This is a genomic window from Nitrospina gracilis 3/211, assembly GCF_000341545.2.
In the GTDB taxonomy this organism is placed as follows: domain Bacteria; phylum Nitrospinota; class Nitrospinia; order Nitrospinales; family Nitrospinaceae; genus Nitrospina; species Nitrospina gracilis.
In genome coordinates this window covers 1823212-1839740 of sequence record NZ_HG422173.1, presented here as the reverse complement: position 1 = coordinate 1839740, position 16529 = coordinate 1823212, and the positions used below count along the sequence as shown (strand labels likewise).

Annotated in this window: 18 protein-coding genes; 5 read left to right on the top strand and 13 right to left on the bottom strand. The window is 56.0% G+C overall.

From position 1 onward, the window contains the following. Positions 1-17: 17 nt before the first annotated feature. The 3 genes from TX82_RS08750 to TX82_RS08740 form a co-directional block, all read right to left on the bottom strand. On the bottom strand, positions 18-656 hold the full coding sequence (locus TX82_RS08750) for a ZIP family metal transporter (protein WP_005009434.1): 639 nt from the start codon (positions 654-656) through the stop codon (positions 18-20). A 183-nt stretch (positions 657-839) separates the two neighbouring features. Then, complete coding sequence (locus TX82_RS08745; protein ID WP_005009433.1) at positions 840-2000, bottom strand: HEAT repeat domain-containing protein; 1161 nt, start codon at positions 1998-2000, stop codon at positions 840-842. After that, positions 1984-2892 (bottom strand): glycosyltransferase family 2 protein, encoded by a 909-nt coding sequence (locus tag TX82_RS08740; protein ID WP_005009432.1) that lies wholly within the window; start codon positions 2890-2892, stop codon positions 1984-1986. Before TX82_RS08740 ends, TX82_RS08745 begins: the two co-directional genes overlap by 17 nt. A 264-nt stretch (positions 2893-3156) precedes the next feature. On the opposite strand from TX82_RS08740, the gene TX82_RS08735 reads away from it, so the two are divergent. After that, the gene (locus TX82_RS08735) at positions 3157-4170 is read left to right on the top strand and encodes a polyprenyl synthetase family protein (RefSeq protein WP_005009430.1); all 1014 of its coding nucleotides are present in this window, start codon (positions 3157-3159) and stop codon (positions 4168-4170) included. An 84-nt stretch (positions 4171-4254) separates the two neighbouring features. Continuing rightward, positions 4255-4773, top strand: coding sequence for an AmmeMemoRadiSam system protein A (gene amrA / locus TX82_RS08730; protein WP_005009429.1), 519 nt, complete (start codon positions 4255-4257; stop codon positions 4771-4773). Positions 4774-4846: 73 nt separating this feature from the next. On the opposite strand, the gene TX82_RS08725 is transcribed toward amrA, so the two are convergent. The 7 genes from TX82_RS08725 to TX82_RS15235 form a co-directional block, all read right to left on the bottom strand. Then, positions 4847-7561: an ATP citrate lyase subunit alpha gene (locus TX82_RS08725; protein WP_005009428.1), complete on the bottom strand. Its 2715-nt coding sequence runs from the start codon at positions 7559-7561 to the stop codon at positions 4847-4849. A gap of 31 nt (positions 7562-7592) precedes the next feature. After that, positions 7593-8861, bottom strand: a complete 1269-nt coding sequence (locus TX82_RS08720) for an ATP citrate lyase citrate-binding domain-containing protein (RefSeq protein ID WP_005009427.1) — start codon at positions 8859-8861, stop codon at positions 7593-7595. Between the two features lie 377 nt (positions 8862-9238). Continuing rightward, positions 9239-10645 (bottom strand): glycosyltransferase family 87 protein, encoded by a 1407-nt coding sequence (locus TX82_RS08715; RefSeq protein ID WP_005009426.1) that lies wholly within the window; start codon positions 10643-10645, stop codon positions 9239-9241. Between the two features lie 148 nt (positions 10646-10793). Beyond that, complete coding sequence (locus TX82_RS08710; protein ID WP_005009425.1) at positions 10794-11108, bottom strand: hypothetical protein; 315 nt, start codon at positions 11106-11108, stop codon at positions 10794-10796. A 360-nt stretch (positions 11109-11468) separates the two neighbouring features. Further along, the gene (locus TX82_RS08700) at positions 11469-11729 is read right to left on the bottom strand and encodes a hypothetical protein (protein ID WP_005009424.1); all 261 of its coding nucleotides are present in this window, start codon (positions 11727-11729) and stop codon (positions 11469-11471) included. 276 nt (positions 11730-12005) lie between these two features. Further along, positions 12006-12419, bottom strand: a complete 414-nt coding sequence (locus TX82_RS08695; protein WP_005009423.1) for a pentapeptide repeat-containing protein — start codon at positions 12417-12419, stop codon at positions 12006-12008. Continuing rightward, positions 12419-12925: a pentapeptide repeat-containing protein gene (locus TX82_RS15235; RefSeq protein ID WP_005009421.1), complete on the bottom strand. Its 507-nt coding sequence runs from the start codon at positions 12923-12925 to the stop codon at positions 12419-12421. Before TX82_RS15235 ends, TX82_RS08695 begins: the two co-directional genes overlap by 1 nt. 190 nt (positions 12926-13115) lie before the next feature. Here TX82_RS15235 and TX82_RS08685 point away from each other — a divergent pair, with 190 nt between their 5' ends. Continuing rightward, the gene (locus tag TX82_RS08685; protein WP_005009420.1) at positions 13116-13778 is read left to right on the top strand and encodes a tetratricopeptide repeat protein; all 663 of its coding nucleotides are present in this window, start codon (positions 13116-13118) and stop codon (positions 13776-13778) included. Between the two features lie 24 nt (positions 13779-13802). Here TX82_RS08685 and TX82_RS08680 read toward each other — a convergent pair whose 3' ends face one another. The 3 genes from TX82_RS08680 to TX82_RS08670 are packed head-to-tail and all read right to left on the bottom strand — an operon-like array spanning position 13803 to position 14870. Further along, positions 13803-14276, bottom strand: a complete 474-nt coding sequence (locus TX82_RS08680; protein WP_005009419.1) for a DUF2269 domain-containing protein — start codon at positions 14274-14276, stop codon at positions 13803-13805. A 41-nt stretch (positions 14277-14317) separates the two neighbouring features. Continuing rightward, positions 14318-14635 carry a quaternary ammonium compound efflux SMR transporter SugE gene (gene sugE, locus TX82_RS08675; protein ID WP_005009418.1) on the bottom strand — a complete coding sequence of 106 codons (318 nt, stop codon included), beginning with the start codon at positions 14633-14635 and terminating at the stop codon, positions 14318-14320. A 25-nt stretch (positions 14636-14660) separates the two neighbouring features. Further along, positions 14661-14870: a YgaP family membrane protein gene (locus tag TX82_RS08670; RefSeq protein WP_005009417.1), complete on the bottom strand. Its 210-nt coding sequence runs from the start codon at positions 14868-14870 to the stop codon at positions 14661-14663. A 320-nt stretch (positions 14871-15190) separates the two neighbouring features. Here TX82_RS08670 and TX82_RS16005 point away from each other — a divergent pair, with 320 nt between their 5' ends. Both TX82_RS16005 and TX82_RS08660 read left to right on the top strand, forming a co-directional pair. Then, on the top strand, positions 15191-15862 hold the full coding sequence (locus tag TX82_RS16005; protein WP_005009414.1) for a hypothetical protein: 672 nt from the start codon (positions 15191-15193) through the stop codon (positions 15860-15862). A gap of 119 nt (positions 15863-15981) precedes the next feature. Continuing rightward, positions 15982-16529 (top strand): magnesium chelatase domain-containing protein (locus TX82_RS08660; protein ID WP_042250950.1); only part of this gene is annotated, 548 nt, incomplete at its 3' end.

Below are 16529 nucleotides of genomic sequence, written 5' to 3'. Positions count from 1 at the left end.
GCCGCCTCATCAAAAATTCAGGCGGTACCCATGGAAAGAAACATGGCGACCAGACCCAGAGAAAGGCAAATAAGATTATTCAGCTTTTTTTCATCCCCTTCGTGAACAGTTGGAAGCAAGTCGCCGATGCTGATATACAAAAACGTGCCCGCGGAGACACCCAGGGCAAACCCAATGGGATAGGGATTGAATTCTTCGAGCACAAACGTGGACAGGATGGCGGCTGCGGGGGTGATCAAAGCAAAGACCACCATGTAGGCCAGAACTTTACGGCTGGAAAATTCGCCACCCTTCATCAGAATACTGCTCAAGGCCAGCGCAGCCGGAAATTTATGAATCGTAACCGCAAGCAGGATGACCACGCTCATGTTGAGCATGCTGGCCGCGCCGATGGCCACCCCGTCAAGTATGCTGTGAAAACCGATTCCCACATATGCCGCGAGCCCGATTTTATGGTAGTCGCAGTGGCCTTCCTCACACGGGTGCACCATGATGAACTTTTCCATCACGTAGATAGCAAGAAATCCGAGAATCACCGGAAACCCGATCTGGCGTCCCAGCACTTCCGTGATTTCCGGAATCATGTGGAAGAAGACGGCACCCAGCAGGATTCCCGCGCAAAAACTGATCAGCATGCGGAATGTTTTTGCGACCATTCCTTGATGGTGGGAATCCAGCCGCCGATCATGGTTACAGCGAAGATGAACAGCAAAAACAAATAAAGGCCCGAATTGTCCATATTTTGGCTCATGGTCCGGCATGCCGGAATTTCAAGAGGGTTTCAAAAGTATACAGTCTTGGATGTCAAAAACGGCGGTGCGATCCGGATTATTTCCATACTATCCGTGTTTTTCTCCCATAACGCGGATCAGGTTCCCGGCGGCATAGGCGCGGATCACCGCCTGCGGATCGTTGAGCATAGGCAGGAGCAATTGGAATGCCTCCGCCCCACCCATCATGCCGGTGGCACGGACAGCGGCGGTTCGCACGCGGACGACGGGATCCTTCAAAACCTGCTTCAATAACCGGACGCGTTCGGGGAGAGCGGTCTTTCCCAGAACCCGTGCTGTCATGCTGCGCATGCCGAAATCGGGGCTGGCCAAAAGGTCCGAAAATATCTGGCGGCAGTCCTTGCTGTCCAGGCGGAACAGGGATAAGGCCGCAGACAAACGGACCACCGGATCGGCATCATTGCAGAACGGCTTCAATTCCTTCAACACCGCCACGGGTGGCAAATACCCCATGGCCAACAACGCCCGGCTCCGTACCGACGCGTGCGGGCTGAGACTGAGGCGAATGAGCGGACGCAGCAGGACCATGTCCGCCTTGTCGCCGATCGCTTTAAGCGCGTTGACCACGACGTCCGGTTCCTCCGATTCCAGGAGCCCCGCAAGATGTTGCAGGGATTTTTCATCGCCGATCTGGCCCAGGTAGCTGATGGCCTGATAACGCTGAACCGCGTCACCCGCGCCGAGTGCATCCACGAGATGTGCGTAGTATTCCGGTTTTCCCAACCTGTACAAAGCGTAGGCCGCAGCCAGGCGCACCATGCGATCGGGTGCGTTCAATTGTTTGCGTATTACAGGAAGCGATTCTTTGTCACCCAGATCTGCGACCAGTTTAAGCGCCTCCGACCGGACCCAGATGTTTGAATCCCCCAATAGACGCCGGGCTGCAGGAAGAGCGGCTTCTGTCGACATCTTTTCCAGTGCCTGCAGGGCAAACTGCCGCGTGGTCGGGTAAAAATCCCTGGTCCCTTCGACCACGAGGTCCGTCAGGTCTGCATCAAGCGACTCTCCCGCAGCACGGATGGTTCCACTGCGTACAAACGCCTCCTCGCTTTGATAGGTTATGCGGAGAATCTTGCGACATTCTTCTCGCAGTTTATCCACCAGCGCTTTGGGCGCGACACCTCCTTCTCCTGCCGCGAAAGCCAACGGGAGGAAGGCCAGGCCAATGAGCAGGGGCAACACCGCAAAAATATTAATTCGATTCCACATTCAGTAAAAATTCCGGGTCAAAGAACGGTTGGGCAAAATTGTCTTCCTCTCCCAGCATAGCGGCGTAGTGCTGCCTCGCCGCCAAAAAGGTTTCGGTCTCACTCGGCTTTCCACGGTTCCGGTAGCCCGCCTCCAGGATGCCGCATTTTTCGACCAGCATTTCCAGCACGCCGCGGCGGGCTTCCCCCTGCGGTTTCTGCCGGACCAGCAGTTTTTCCAGCGCGTACACGCGAAACCGGTCCATGCCCCAGTAACGCGCCGAAAGCTGGTCCTCATGGCCGCCGAATTTCACAATGAGGGCTTCCTCAAGAAACTGGACCGGATACAAATACGTGAGCCGCAGCCACAGATCATAATCCTCGCAGGCCGGCATGGCCTCGTCGAAACCGCCAATACGGCTCAACACCTCCCGTTTCAGCATGATCGATGAGGGGCTGATAATACATAAAGGCAGGCAGTGTTGGAAGATATACCCGGAATATTTCCGGTGTTTTTTAGCCGGGTTCACCCGCACGCCTTTGCGGATCCAGATTTCATCGGTATAGCATGCCGGGCAGCCGGGGTGAGTCTGCATCCATTCCCACTGCCGCTCCAGTTTGTTTTCCACCCAGTGGTCGTCCGAATCCAGAAAGCAAATATATTGCCCCTTCGCCCGGCGAAGCCCGGCATTGCGGGCGACGGACACCCCCCGGTTTCTCTCCAGTCGAATATATTGGGCACCTTCAAACATTTTAACCAGCCGTTCCGTGCCGTCGGTGGAAGCATCGTCCACAACAATCAGTTCGTAGCTTGAAAATTTCTGTCGACGCACCGAAGCCAGTGTTTCTTCCAGACACCAGGCGCGATTGAACGTGGGAACGATGACGGAAATCTGCGGGTCTCTTTCATTCATGTAATCTTAAACAAAACTTTTTCGTTAACCTGTTGCTTAAAAAAGCATTCTCCAAATTTTGAGACGCGTGTGCAAATAATGGGATTTTTACGGGATTGCGGATACCCATAAAAACCTTGACAAATCAGGGATTTTCCCATATTACTACGGGCTTTGCGAACCATTTTTCGAAATGTTTTTGCGGCCATTATTTGGTGGTGCCGCTGCGGCGGTTCACAGTACAATCGGTTTAATATTACAAATCATCTGAGTTGATCCAGCGTCATGGGCTTTCGCGAAGTCACGGAATTTTTCAGAGAAGACCTGTTGAAAGTAGAGCAATGTTTGCGGGACAATTTTGAGTCTTCGCTTCCGATTGTGACCGATATCGGCGACTACATCATGAATGCAGGCGGCAAGCGCATTCGGCCCCTGCTGTTGCTGGTGAGTTCGCGCCTATGCGGCATGCCTTCGAACGACCGGGTGATCAAGCACTGCTGCGTGATCGAGTACATTCACGCCGCCACCCTGCTCCATGACGACGTGGTGGACGAAACCACCGTGCGACGAGGCAACGAAACGGTCAATGCCAAGTGGGGCAGCGACGCAAGCATCCTGGTGGGAGACTACATGATCGCCCGGGCCTTGGTTCTGCTTTCCGACGACATTCAGGCTGACATCTTCCGCGCTTTCGGGCAGGGTTCGAAACTTCTGGTGGAGGGCGGCCTGCTGGAATACTCCAACGCCCGCGACATCCTGGTGACGGAAGAACACATTCTGGAGGTGGCGCACAAAAAGACCGCGTCCATCATGGCGCTCAGCTGCCAGATAGGGGCGCTTCTGGCCGAGGCAGGCAAATCCAACGAAGAAGCCATGGTGGATTTCGGTAACCATTTCGGCATCGCTTTCCAATTAATGGACGATGCCATGGATTATGACGCGCCGCCGGAGGTGCTGGGCAAACCGCAGGGAACCGATTTCAAGGAAGGGCACGTCACGCTGCCCCTCCTGCACCTATACCAGCATTCCGATAAAAGCCTCAAGCGCGAGATCGAAAATTTCATTCAAAACGAAAGCCTTACGCACAAGGAGCTGGATTATGTCCTGGAACGCATGCGCGAGACAAAATCCCTCGAATACACTATGGACAAGGCGCGTGGCCACATGGCCGAAGCCAAGAAGATCCTCTTCTCCCTCAAATTTCCCTGTCCCGAATACCTGGAACTGATGGTTGCGCTTGCCGACCACATCATTGACCGCTACACTCCCTCCAATCCGTCACTCACGCCGATTTCCTGACAGGGGCCAACGTCGTCCCGGTTGCGTAATCGAGAGACGGTCCCTACATTGATGTTATAACTGTTTCCTTTTCTGAGGTTCCCTATGGAAACCATAACGCAGGGACTCCCTTATCTTGCGCGTAAAGCCGTGTCTCACTACCTCCGTCATCAGGAACCCCTTCCCTGTCCACCTACCTTGCCAGACCCCTTGTCCAGACGGGCCGGCGCTTTTGTTTCCATAAAGAATAACGGCACGCTGCGTGGGTGCATCGGAACGCTGGAACCGCAACAGGAAACGCTGGCGGCGGAGATCATCGAAAATGCGGTGAAAGCCGCCACCAGAGACCCTAGATTCGATCCCGTCACCCAGGAAGAAATAGGCCACCTCACCTTTTCCATCGACGTGCTGTCGCCGCTCGAACGGGTGACCAACCTTTCCATGCTGGACCCGAAACAGTATGGCCTCGTGATCCGTAACGATAAAAAACAGGGAGTGCTGCTGCCCGACTTGGATGGTGTGCCGACGGTTGAGGAGCAGGTCCGCCTGTGCAGAATAAAAGGCGGCTTCACCGATGACGACCTGGAAGAATATTTCCGCTTCCGGGTTCAGCGGTTCCGCTGATTCCATCTCCAAAAAAACAAGGCAGCCCGGAAATCCGGACTGCCCTGATTCGTTACAGCTGGTGGAAACGCGGTCAGCCGACGTATGCGACCTTACTGGCCGGGGTGCGGGTATCCATATTGCGTCCCCGGTTGGTGTGGTCGTCCACCTCGGCGGCACAGCCGATCATGCGGCCGAACAGGAACGCCGCGAAACTGGCGGTCTCGATGTCCGACTCCTTGATCGTGCCCTTCTGGTAATCCGCCCACACCATCTTGAGCAGGATCACCGCGATCACCGCGTCGATGTTCACGCAGTAGACGTTTTTCGTGACTTTGGCTTTGAACAGCCCTTCCACCAGGTGATGGTAGAAGTCGAGAAACACGTTGTTCAGGCCCTTCTCCTTGAACAGTTTCTGCACGTATTCCTCGCGCGGGTCCACGTTCACGTCCTTGCCCTTGAACACCGGATGGTTGACGCAGGGGATCTTGGCGTACTCGAGGTTGCCCAGCTCCTTCTGTTCCTTTTTATACTTGCCGTACCCTGAAGCATAGTCCGTTGCCAGTTTGGCGAGGTCGATGCCGTGGTTGGCGTCCGCCGGGTCCTTGAGGCCGGAGCCCTTGAACTGCTCGATCAAAAACGCCGCCGCTTCGTAGCCGTTGCCGCCGTGGGCGAACCCGGTGTGGGTCAGGAAACCGACCATGCTCTTGTTGACCTGCACACGGTCGGGCTGTTCCGGTCCGTCCGCGCTCACCGCGCCCTTCGCGCCCTGGGCGGAGATGGTGCCCGGCCCGTTGGTGATGATGAGGCCCAGGAGGACCTGGAACTCGAACAACTCGCCGTCCGCCGGTTCCCGGCCCATGAGTGCCAGGAAGGCCGTCTTGGTGAAGCTCGACTTGGTAACGATATCGTCCAGCTTGACACCGCAGAAGCTGTCCGTCGAATGCTTGTCCGCACCGGCAGTGCAACCGACCATGGTGCTGAAGATACGGCTGTACCACGGAAGCGTCTGCAGAGTTTGGCGGGTCAGTTTCTTCGACCGCAGACTGCGCCACCCCAGGGTGGCCCAGATGCCTGCCACGATGGCATCGACGCTGACCTTGCCGTTTTCCTGTTTGGCGAAATCCTGCAGGAAGTTCAGGAACACAGACTGGCCCTGTAACTTGGCCACCGCGTCCATGATCTTGTCGGAACAATCGTCTCCCGTTCCCAAGAACGCATCCTTGAACTTGCCCGCTTCTTTCAACTGCGCGCTGTAATCGAAGGATTGCTCCGGATCGTTCATGTCGCTCAGCTTGAACAATTCCAACAGACCCGACGCCGCGTCCAGCGATTTCTGCACGGTCTTTTTACCGATGATCGAAACCGCCGCAGACAGCACCGTGTTGGGGGAGTTGCCCGCATCACGCGATGCCTGCGCCGCCGCCAGGGCCGGGTGGTTGTGATGGCCGACGTGGGCATTGAGCGCCAGGTTGGCCAGCGCCCTGCCGAATTCCGACGGATAGTTCTTGGTCAACGCAAAGGCCAGATTCTCTTCCAGGGACTTCGTGGACGCATCCAGGATGGACACCCCGTGAATCTGCGAGACCTGCGTTTTCGGATCCATGCGCGACGCGCCGCTGGCATCTTTCAGCGTCTCGCGGCGGATCATCGCGCCGACCTGCACGCGAAGCGCCTCGATCTGCTTGTTGTACGGATCGAGCGCCTCGACCACCGGCACGTCCAACTCTTTTGGCAATTGGGCGTTGTTGTTGTTGCCGAACCAGCATTTGAGCGACAGACTGCCTTTCGGCTCGAAGTCCGGTTTCTCGCCGCGCAGTTCCATGACCTTGGTCAGCGCTTCCGGAATGTGGGCGATGTTGGTGACCAGCGCGCCTTTCTTGGAAAACTTCGGGTTTTCCGGGGAATAGATCCCATCTACGCCGAAGTAGTCCATGAACCACTTCTCCTTGGCCACGGCATCGTCGCCAGAACCGGCCAGCGATCCCGCATGGCCGCAGGACTTGGTGAGCTTCGCTTTCCAGCGGCCCACCACGCAGGCGATGATCGGCTTGTCGGACTCGACGCCCTTCTCGTAATACCCGCCCGGCTCACAGTAGATGATGGCCGCCTTAGAGCGATCATCGTTGTTGAAGCCGTGAATGAACTCGTGCGGACCGAAATGGATGTACACGTCTTTGCCGCTGGAAACCGACGTCGTCGTGCCCCAGCCCGCGGTGGACAGGTATACGGCAATGGTGGTGGTGAAGTTGCCGGAGTTGGAAAAGATCGCCACCGATCCCTTGATGAGCGATTCCTCGGGATGACTGCCGCCCAGTGCGCCACCGATGCGCACATGGTTCCAGGAATCAGCAAGCCCCAGGCAGTTGGCTCCAAACAGGTCCACGCCGTTGGCCTGGCAGATGGCGCGCATGATGCGCGAGTCTTTCACCGACACCTTCTCGGTGAGGACGATGACTTTTTTCAGATCCGGGTTCTGGCGCACCGCTTCGGCCACGCCGTCTTTCACACCGGAAGGAGGCAGGTACACGACCGCGGTGTTGAACTTGTGGCCCGCCGCCATGCCTTCTTTGATAGAGTTGTAAACGGGAATGTTCCCGACTTTCGTGGGCAGAGCCTTACCGGACTTGCCCGGACCGGTGCCGAACACCACGTTCCCGCCCGAATAAATATGGCTGATCGGGGTGACGCCGGAACTTTCCTTACCTAATATATTCAAAACAACGACCCGGTCATCCTTGGTCGCCAAATCCGCCAGAGAATTGATTCCGACGTAATAGGGAAAATCGCCTATTCCTTGCTTATGCATGAGTCTTAAACCTCCCGGTTGGATAACTCGTTTACTTGATATTCAGAGCTTTTTTGATTTCTTCCTTGCCGCCGTTTTTCATCCAGTCGTTAACGGCCCTGGCATAATTGATGACCTCGGACATGGCGCTGTCGTGACCGAAGAAACGATACGGCAGACCCAGCGAATCCAGAGTGTCCCGCAGGTAGCCCATTCCCTTGATGAGGTTGGGACCGCCACGGCCCACCACGACGAACAGGGGTTTGGGACCGTAGTTCTGGAAATACCACTTGATGCCGTCGGCCATCGCGCGGAACGTCTCGTAAATGTCCGTGTTGTTGGCTTTACCGCCGATGATGAAGAGCACGTTCGACTGTTCCATCCAGTATTTGAACGTGATCCGAGAGATGTCGTGCATCTTCTCGTAAGGCGGGTTGCCGCCGAAGTCGGAAGAAATCGTCGCGTCTTCGCCCAGCAGTTCGGTGACCATCGCATTCGCGCCGCCGCCGAACGTCGGCGCGGTGATGGAACCTTTGTCGTTGATGACGTACACGTCGCTCTGCCCCTGGTAGGTGCGGAGCTGGTTGATCTCCTGCTCGAAGTCCGAATCGTCGGAGGCGAACAGATCCGTCGGCAGGTGCAGGCGCTTCCACGCCGGGTCGTCCTGATCGAACGCGCATTTGAAGTCGCACGCCACCGGGGTGAGGCGTCCACCCGCAGTGCTCATGCGGATCGGGTTCAGCTCCAGCATCAACATGCCGTAGTTGTTGTACAGGTCCCACAACTTCGGCAGGTGCTGAACCAGCGGGCTGATGATCTGCGGCGGAGCGCCGAGACTCATCAGGGCATTCGATACGTGAAAGGCTTTCAATCCGGTAAGCGGATCGAACGGCACCACGGCGATCTTGTCCTCGGGCAACTCTTCGATGTCCACACCACCGTGATGCGTGATGGTCATCGTCGGAGCGCGGTAGATGGTGTTGTCGGAGATGGAAAAGTACACTTCGATGTCCGCCGGCACGCCACCTTCGAAGGTGACGCCGTTGGCTTTCGTCACGGCATTGCCATCCTGGTGCGTCGCGAAATAGAGACGTTCTTTTTCTTTCAACGCATCGTGAATGTTGTTGACGCGGCCGAGGAGGCCGGATTTCCCTTTTTTGCCGACACCGCCTTTGAACACGGGCTTGATGAACACCTGCCCGTGCTTGCTGATCATTTCCTTGATTTCATCAACGCTGATTTCAGGGCCCCGCACATCGGACCGGGGGAATTCCACCAGGTCCAGCAACTTACGGCCCCAAAGCATTCCGGTGATTTGCATTGTTTATTTCTCCTGCGTCAGGATTACGGTTTGGTCGTATTCAAAAATTGACAAACTTGTATTGGGTTCGTTTTCAAACACAGATTGGGTTTTTAAGGAACAATTTCAGGTAGTTCCGCTCGCTTTATCAACGATTTTGGAATAAGGAGTGGGAACTCAAAATTGGAGCACCATATTGTAAAAAAATTAATCATTTTGTCAATCCCTTGAAGCTCCTTTAAACCTTTATTTTTTCAAAACTTCGGGTTCCCTCCCCGAGGGGATGAAGGGGGCCTCGACCCACCTTCCCCAGAGGCCTTCCCACCCCTCCTAGAATTGATTGAAATACTTAAGTTTTGCGAGAGACCGGGGCACGGTGGGAGCGCCGGCAGGTGGTTTTATCCCGTGGTGCGTCCGGAATCCACCACTGCGGCTGCAGAGAGGCGGGATGACAGCAGGCGGACGACGGCGAGCGCATACCAGACGGTGGTGCCGATGCCCAACACCCCCAGCCTTCCCGTCACCGGAAGCAGGGCATAATGCAGGAGCGACAGCGCTACGGGAATCACCGCCATTCGCTTCGCCCATTGGATCTCACCCCGTTGGTACAGCCATAACGGAACGAAGATCAATGCCGGAAGTTGCAGCATGTAATAATGCCCGCGCGCGACCGGGGAGACGATCAAGGCCGCCACGCAGGCGAGGCCGAACAACAAAGAACGGTTCAGCACGCTGTCGGTTTTTGTCAGCTTAATGGCCAATGGAAACAACGCCAGCACCAGCCCCACTCTTGCGATCAACACCGTCGCCTGTACCCAGTCGGCATCCATGGGCATGGGACCGGATTTTTTCAGATGCACGTTTTTATCCGGCGGCCCATCGAAAAACACGTGCGCCGTCCAGTTGCCCAGCCGGTACACGGCGTTGCTGAAACTCTGGTTGCGCATGGTGTAAGGGTTGTCCAGGTTGTTGGCGGCGTCGAACTCCACCGACTGGTTGCCCACTTTCGAATACCACGTTATCAGGTGATGGATGTTGGCATTCCAACCCACGAGACCGGCGGGGATAATTAGAAAAAACAGGAGGAGCCCCGCCACGCTGCCCGCCATCACGCCGAAGAATCCCGGCCGGGCGGCGGCACTCGATTCCTTCCGCAACCACGCCACGCCAGCCTGGAAGGCGACAAAACTCACCGGCACGATGGGGGTGACCTTCAGCACCACCGCCACCGTCATCGCCACGCCGCCCAGAAACGGACGCACCCAGCCGCGGTTCTCCATCACCAGCCGGAACCCGAGCAGAAGAAAATAGGTTTTGGCGATACCGATCTGCCCTCGCTGCATGCAGTTGAGCATCGGAAACAACACCGCCACCGAAGTGCAACCGCCGACCAGCAGCAAATACGGTTTCATCTTTTCAAGATGCAGACTGCGGTCCCGGAAGGCCAGTCCCAAAAGGTGCACAGACTCCTTATAACAACCCCACAGCATGGCAACGCTCAGGGCGAACCAAATCAATCCCTGCCAGTGGGTCGGCAGCCCATGCAGCGGCGTCACCACAAGCGCGAGCATGGGTGGATACAGGTATTTCCAGCCGCGCGGGTTGGTCACTTCGTACGGGTCGCGTCCGTCGAAAAACGCCGCCCCCGCTTCGCTGTAAACGGTGAAGTCGGTGCGGTGCTTGTGCGGCTGGTCGGGATGCAGGCTGGCGCGGTAACGCACATCGGTCACACCCCAGATGAGGAGGGCGAGAAAAACAAAAATCACGAAACGGCGGTGAAGGGAGGGCGGCCAGGTCGATTCCATGCGCGCATGGTACTAGAGTGGCCGGGGGGATTCAATTGCCCGCTGGGAATCGGCCCTTTCCGCGCACAAAAAAACGGCCCGGAAAACTCCGGGCCGCTTTTTCTTATAAAAGCACGCGCTGTCTGTTACCAGCGCTGGTTTTTATACTTCAGCCAACTTTCTGGTAACGGGGATGCAGGTCTTTGATCTGCATATCAAAGTCCTCTTCGCTTTCCCCGCGGGCGCGCTTGTCCTCTTCAATATCTCCCGGACCTCTCACGATGCCCTTGCGGTCATCCAGCACATTCTGCCAGGTGGCATGACGGTCCAGGATGTCTTTGCTGATCGGCACGGGTTTCATCAACTCATCGCCCTTCATCTTTGTGGCCACTCTTTTCGAAACAGGGTCATCCGCCAGTCCGGTGGACACGCCCATCGTGAGGGTCAAAAGAATTGCAGAAGTCGTGGCAACGATCTTACGCATGAAAATCCTCCAATCTGTATTCAAAATGATGCCAGCATTCTTTATATGAATTCAGACCGACAGGCCGGCTTGATGCTGTCAGCCAAGGGAGCTCAATCCAATCCTGCAAAATGCGAAAGCAGGCTCTGCCTGGTGCCACCGGCTTTCCCTGTTCCTGCCGGTGGGCATCGGGTCTCTTTGCCCCCTCACTTTCAACATAAAACCCGTTTTTCATCGTCCGCAACCCCCTGCTTAAAATTGAAGCACTGAAATTGAAAATCAATTTTTCGAATTTACGGCCTAAAGTTTCCAATAAAAAACGGCTCCCGGTGATGGGAGCCGTTTTTCTATTTTGAAAATGCTTGCCGTGAAAACAAAAGATCACCCGACGCGCGCCCAGGGGCGGTCCTCCTGGCGGACGTTCATGACGGGAGCATCGTTGTCATCCTTTGCCTCGGCGCGGGTTTCTTTGGCATCTTCAGCGGAAGCGGATTGAGATGCGGGCTGACTTCCTTCAAACTTTTTGGTCCATACCGCGTTGCGGTCCAGCACGTTCAGATCAATCGGTTCATTCGCAACTGCGACTCCGGACCAGGCGGCCAGTAGCAAAGTCATGCTCAGGACAGCGATCATTTTCTTCATGAGAATCCTCCTTTCAAAAATTCAAATGCATGCCGTCGGCGGTCCCACTACGGACAGCCGCACAAAACAATCAAAAGAAAGAAACACACAAAGTGTTGGGAGCTCCGTGCGCATGCCGGGGTTCAAAGGATTTATCCGGCAGAGGCTCCGGGCTCCCTATTTTATTAAAACGGGATTTTCGGAGAGGCAAGGACCTGTTAAAAATTTTTTGGGATAATTGGAGACTGCGCTTACAGGTTGCCGTATGCGAGGTTGAGGAAGGACCGCGCCGCGTTGTTAATTCTCAAAGTCAGGCAGGCGGGTGGAAGCGTCCTGAAAAGCGCAATCCGCTTGTTCACGGGTCAGCCCCACCGCGCCGGTGAGGTCCGCGCCGTGCAGGTAGGCGCCGCCGAAACTGGCGTTGTCGAGATGCGCCCCGCGCAGGTCGGCCATCATGAGATCGGCTTCCTCCAGGTTGGCGTCCTCCAATCGGGCTTCCCGGAAATCCGCGTCCTGCAGGTTGGAGCCGCGCAGGTCCGCGCCACGGAGGTCTGCCTTCACCAGCTTCGCACCCATGAGGTCGGCTTCGATCAACTTCGCGCCGGCAAGCACCGCGTGGCTGAGATCGACGCCCTTCAGCACCGCGCGCTCGCCCGCACTGCCGCGGGTCTCGAACCAGAGGGCGTGGTCTTCCAGCATCTTCTCCAGCATCACGCCTCCCGGTTGTCGTCGATGCGGCGCACCGAGTCGTGGCACTCGAATTCCGTTTCGGAAATCCACTTCGCGCGCAGGTAATGGGGCAGTTTTGTGGTGCGGTCGATCTTCGCCGACTGCACCTGCTGGCTGGTGAGGTTGACGATGTGCGTCATGTCCGCGCCGGAGAGATTCGCGCCGTCGAACTTCGCCTTGCTCACCGAGGCGCGGTCGAAGTTGACGCCGGTGAGGTCGGCTTCAGTAAAGTTGGTGCCGATGCACTCGGCGCGGGAGAGGTCGGCATTCATCAAAAACGCGCCGGTGAAATCGACGGTACTCAAACTGGCGCGCACGAGTTTGGCGTTTTCCAAATGCGCCTGCATGAGCTTGGCCTTGCGCAGGTTGGCCTCGGTAAGGTCGCCGCCCTTGAGGTCCGCTCCTTCCAGCTTCTGGCCGAACAGGTTCGCCTTCTGCAGAGCGCCTTTCGACGCTTCAATCGTCTCCCGCGTCCAGTTTGAATTCATACCGTCACAATAAAGGAACCACCCAAAAACTATTAAGGCGGATTTTTGATCCCCTTTCTATTCGACAATCCAGCAAATTCTGGTTCATTTATCCACCGGTTTCCACTAAATTTAAAGGACCGCTCTCTATAGTGGAATGATAATACCTTGTTTTATGTTGAACGCCAATGCTTACAGAAGGAGAGTTGATATGAATTTTTCATTCCAACGGATTTCTCTGTTAGCTGCACTCGTTTTCCTTATTCCCGCCTGTGGCTACAGCATTGCTGAATTAAAGAACATGGCCGGGGAAGGTAACGTGCTGGCGCAATTCGATCTGGGCCAGTCTTACCGCTTGGGGTACGGTGTGGAGCCCAACAAAGAGGAGGCTTTCAAATGGTATTTGAAGTCGGCAGAAGGCGGCCTTCCCGATGCGCAACATCACGTGGGCGTCTGTTACGCCAAAGGGTTTGGCGTGGAGCGGGATTACCAAAAAGCCCGGGAGTGGTACCTCAAATCCGCAGAGAACGGATATCCCTTGGCATTTTCCAAGTTGGGGTTGGTGTATTTAAAAGGCCTGGGGGTGCCGAAGGATCCTCAAGAAGCCGCCAAGTGGTACAAGCAGGGAGTGGAAAAAAATGTTCAGTCGTCCCTGTTGACTTACGGCGTCATGCACATGAATGGAGAGGGCGTGGAAAGGGACTACGTCAAGGCTTACGACCTGCTGACCCGTGCCCGAAGGCATGGGGGCGACACGGATTTAGCCCGGGGCGCCCGGATCATGCTGGACAAACTGATTTCCAAAATGTCCGAAGAGGAAAAAGATCGCGCGGGTGTGTCGCCAATCCCATCCTGGATTTTTGACCCACCTTGATCGCGTTCATCACCAACCCCACCCTCACCCGGAGAAGGAAGGTTTGGTCACCATCATGACCAGGATGGCGATGGCGGAGGAAAGCGCCACCGCGCCCATGCCCATCCACAGGCGGTGAAACAGGGTGTGGCGTGGCGGCAGTTCGATGCCGTCGGCGATCACCTTGCGCAGGTTGTTGCGCATGCGCCATTCGAGGAACACGGCGGCGAACCAGCACAGCCCGACCAGCATGATGAGCGCCAGCGACGCGATCATCCACGGCTCGCGCACGGAATGCGCGCCGTTTCTCAGCATCCAGTGGCCGGAGCCGAACAGCACGAACAGCGCCGGGCCGATGAACACGATGTCGCCAATGAGAATATTATTGAGCGCGAACAACAGCGTCTTGGAGTCCCGGCTCTGCTGGGCGCGGAACAGCATGAACGCCAGCCCCAGCCCCGTCCCCAATAGCACCACCGCACTCATCACGTGCAGGAATTTGATAGTCGTAAAATCCATGTCGAAGTAATCCAGAAAGAGAAACGATGGCCAAGTTTAATTTATGACGGCACAAACCGCAATCCGAGGATTCCTACAGTGATGAGGCCGATGCAGAGGAGGCGCAGTGCGGTCGCAGGTTCGCCAAATAAATAGATGCCGAGAATCGCTGTGCCCAGGGTGCCGATGCCCGTCCACACCGCATACGCCGTTCCCACCGGCAGGTGCTTGAGAGCCAGGCCCAAGAGGCCCATGCTGATGACGATGCTCGCCACCGTCCACACCGTCGGCCACAGTTTCGTGAACCCTTCCGTGTACTTCAGGCCCACGGCCCAGCCCACCTCAAACAAACCCGCCACAAACAACACCACCCACGCCATGCCCACTCCTTTCGTTAATGAAAAGCTACACCTTTACCGCCGTCTCCGTTTCTTTGCACGTCTTATCCAGAATGAAATAGAGTGGGCAGAATCCCGTAAGCCCGCTTTGCAGTAACGTCACCCCCAGTACGCCCGGCACCAGCACCCACAACGGATGCACCCAGTACGCCAGGGCCGAGCCCGCCGTCAGCACCGCGCCGACGATCCCGTCATGCAGTTTGCGTTTCCTATTCATGGCAATGCCCTCCCATAAATAAAATCATTCACACAAATCCTCATCCCAGATGCGCGCCAGTTCGTCGATTTCTTTCGGACTGGGCTTGCCTTCCGTTCCCTTCCCCTCGCGTTTTTTCCGCTTCCGCATTTCGGGTTTGGGTCTCAGTTTGGATTCGGTTTTGTTTTTTTCGCCATCGCAAATCCTGCCAGCACGTATTTTTATAGTTCAATATTCACCCTGTTTAGGTAGGTGGAACCAAAATTTACTTAATGAATTTATCCCGTTTATTATAAACTTTCACGAAATTCGGAATAGCACCTAAATGGAGGCTGACACCAATGAAAGCAAAAGCCCGTCAACTCATTTGGTTATCTGTCATTCCCTTTGTGCTGTTGTTGTCTTCCTGCACGAGTTTATACAAATCAACCGAAACCATTTCAAAAAGCGCCTATGAATCTGGATCCGATTCCATGGGAGTGGTTTTGCTGTCCGTCAACTGGGGACGCAGATGGGGATGTGGAAGCTTCGAAAATGCCCAGCTCCACAGCTTTGGATTTGACCTTCTACCTCCGCAAACTTCCGATGACGCTACTCCCCCTGGCCTAGTCCTGAATAACCCATCGCCCCTGACATCGAGACCTGTCTTCAATAATTATTCCTTTCTATTACCGCCAGGCGAGTATGGGTTGACTTACCTGAAAATCAAAGTTGCGAAATCGGTGTCCGAGGTTGGGGCTTTTACCGCCAAACGTTCAGACAATATCGAAAACGGTCAATCCCGTATCGGGAGCTTCCAAGTCAAAGCCGGTGAAACCGTTTATATCGGCAACTTTGGGGTGGACTGCGCCCACCAACCGATAATCTGGCGTTACTTCACCAAGGGGAAGGAGGACTTCCAGAAGCATCTAGACGAATTTTCCAATGAATACCCCTACTTGAACCTGGACCGGGTTTCCTACCGGCTTTTCCAAACGGAACAATTCGGGCTAAATTACAGCCTCAATCCCTGAATCAATCCCATTTTCTCAATTTGACCGCAGTCCGCTTTTTGGTTCCATCCAACGCGCTTTTGCATTAAATTGACATACCGATTTATTCTACCACTTCTATCCCATGCGAGGGGCACGGCATGATCTCCCGGGTGCAGAGCGGCGCGGTGCTGGGCATCGACGGCTACGTCGTCGAGGTCGAGGTGCACCTTTCACCCGGACTGCCGGGGATGTCCATCGTCGGTCTGCCCGACGCGGCGGTGAAGGAGAGTTCCGACCGCGTCGCCGCCGCCATCCGCAACACGCAGCTGGAGTTCCCGGTTCGGCGCATCACCGTCAACCTCGCGCCCGCCGATATCAAAAAAGAAGGCTCCGCCTTCGACCTGCCCATCGCGCTCGGCATTCTCGCCGCCGACGGCATCGTCAAACCCGATCACCTGCACCGCTACCTGATCCTCGGCGAGCTCTCGCTCGACGGACGGGTGAAACCGATCAAGGGCACGCTGTCGATCGCGGCGCAGGCGAAGAAGGCAGGGGTCGAGGGCATCCTGCTTCCCAAGGCCAATGCCGCCGAAGCGGCGGTGGTGTCGGGCCTCAAGGTCTATCCGCTGGAGACGTTGCCGGAGGCGCTGGCGTTTTTTGGACGGCGAGCTGGAACTGGAGGCGGTGACGAAAGACCCGGAAGGCG

Coding starts and splice junctions, on each gene's coding strand:
- TX82_RS08750 (WP_005009434.1), bottom strand. CDS start 656: ATGGTCGCAAAAACATTCCGCATGCTGATCAGTTTTTGCGCGGGAATC.
- amrA (WP_005009429.1), top strand. CDS start 4,255: ATGGAAACCATAACGCAGGGACTCCCTTATCTTGCGCGTAAAGCCGTG.
- TX82_RS08720 (WP_005009427.1), bottom strand. CDS start 8,861: ATGCAAATCACCGGAATGCTTTGGGGCCGTAAGTTGCTGGACCTGGTG.
- TX82_RS08740 (WP_005009432.1), bottom strand. CDS start 2,892: ATGAATGAAAGAGACCCGCAGATTTCCGTCATCGTTCCCACGTTCAAT.
- TX82_RS08735 (WP_005009430.1), top strand. CDS start 3,157: ATGGGCTTTCGCGAAGTCACGGAATTTTTCAGAGAAGACCTGTTGAAA.
- TX82_RS08725 (WP_005009428.1), bottom strand. CDS start 7,561: ATGCATAAGCAAGGAATAGGCGATTTTCCCTATTACGTCGGAATCAAT.
- TX82_RS08680 (WP_005009419.1), bottom strand. CDS start 14,276: ATGGATTTTACGACTATCAAATTCCTGCACGTGATGAGTGCGGTGGTG.
- TX82_RS08700 (WP_005009424.1), bottom strand. CDS start 11,729: ATGAAGAAAATGATCGCTGTCCTGAGCATGACTTTGCTACTGGCCGCC.
- TX82_RS16005 (WP_005009414.1), top strand. CDS start 15,191: ATGAAAGCAAAAGCCCGTCAACTCATTTGGTTATCTGTCATTCCCTTT.
- TX82_RS08685 (WP_005009420.1), top strand. CDS start 13,116: ATGAATTTTTCATTCCAACGGATTTCTCTGTTAGCTGCACTCGTTTTC.
- TX82_RS08710 (WP_005009425.1), bottom strand. CDS start 11,108: ATGCGTAAGATCGTTGCCACGACTTCTGCAATTCTTTTGACCCTCACG.
- TX82_RS15235 (WP_005009421.1), bottom strand. CDS start 12,925: ATGAATTCAAACTGGACGCGGGAGACGATTGAAGCGTCGAAAGGCGCT.
- sugE (WP_005009418.1), bottom strand. CDS start 14,635: ATGGCGTGGGTGGTGTTGTTTGTGGCGGGTTTGTTTGAGGTGGGCTGG.
- TX82_RS08695 (WP_005009423.1), bottom strand. CDS start 12,419: ATGCTGGAGAAGATGCTGGAAGACCACGCCCTCTGGTTCGAGACCCGC.
- TX82_RS08670 (WP_005009417.1), bottom strand. CDS start 14,870: ATGAATAGGAAACGCAAACTGCATGACGGGATCGTCGGCGCGGTGCTG.
- TX82_RS08715 (WP_005009426.1), bottom strand. CDS start 10,645: ATGGAATCGACCTGGCCGCCCTCCCTTCACCGCCGTTTCGTGATTTTT.
- TX82_RS08745 (WP_005009433.1), bottom strand. CDS start 2,000: ATGTGGAATCGAATTAATATTTTTGCGGTGTTGCCCCTGCTCATTGGC.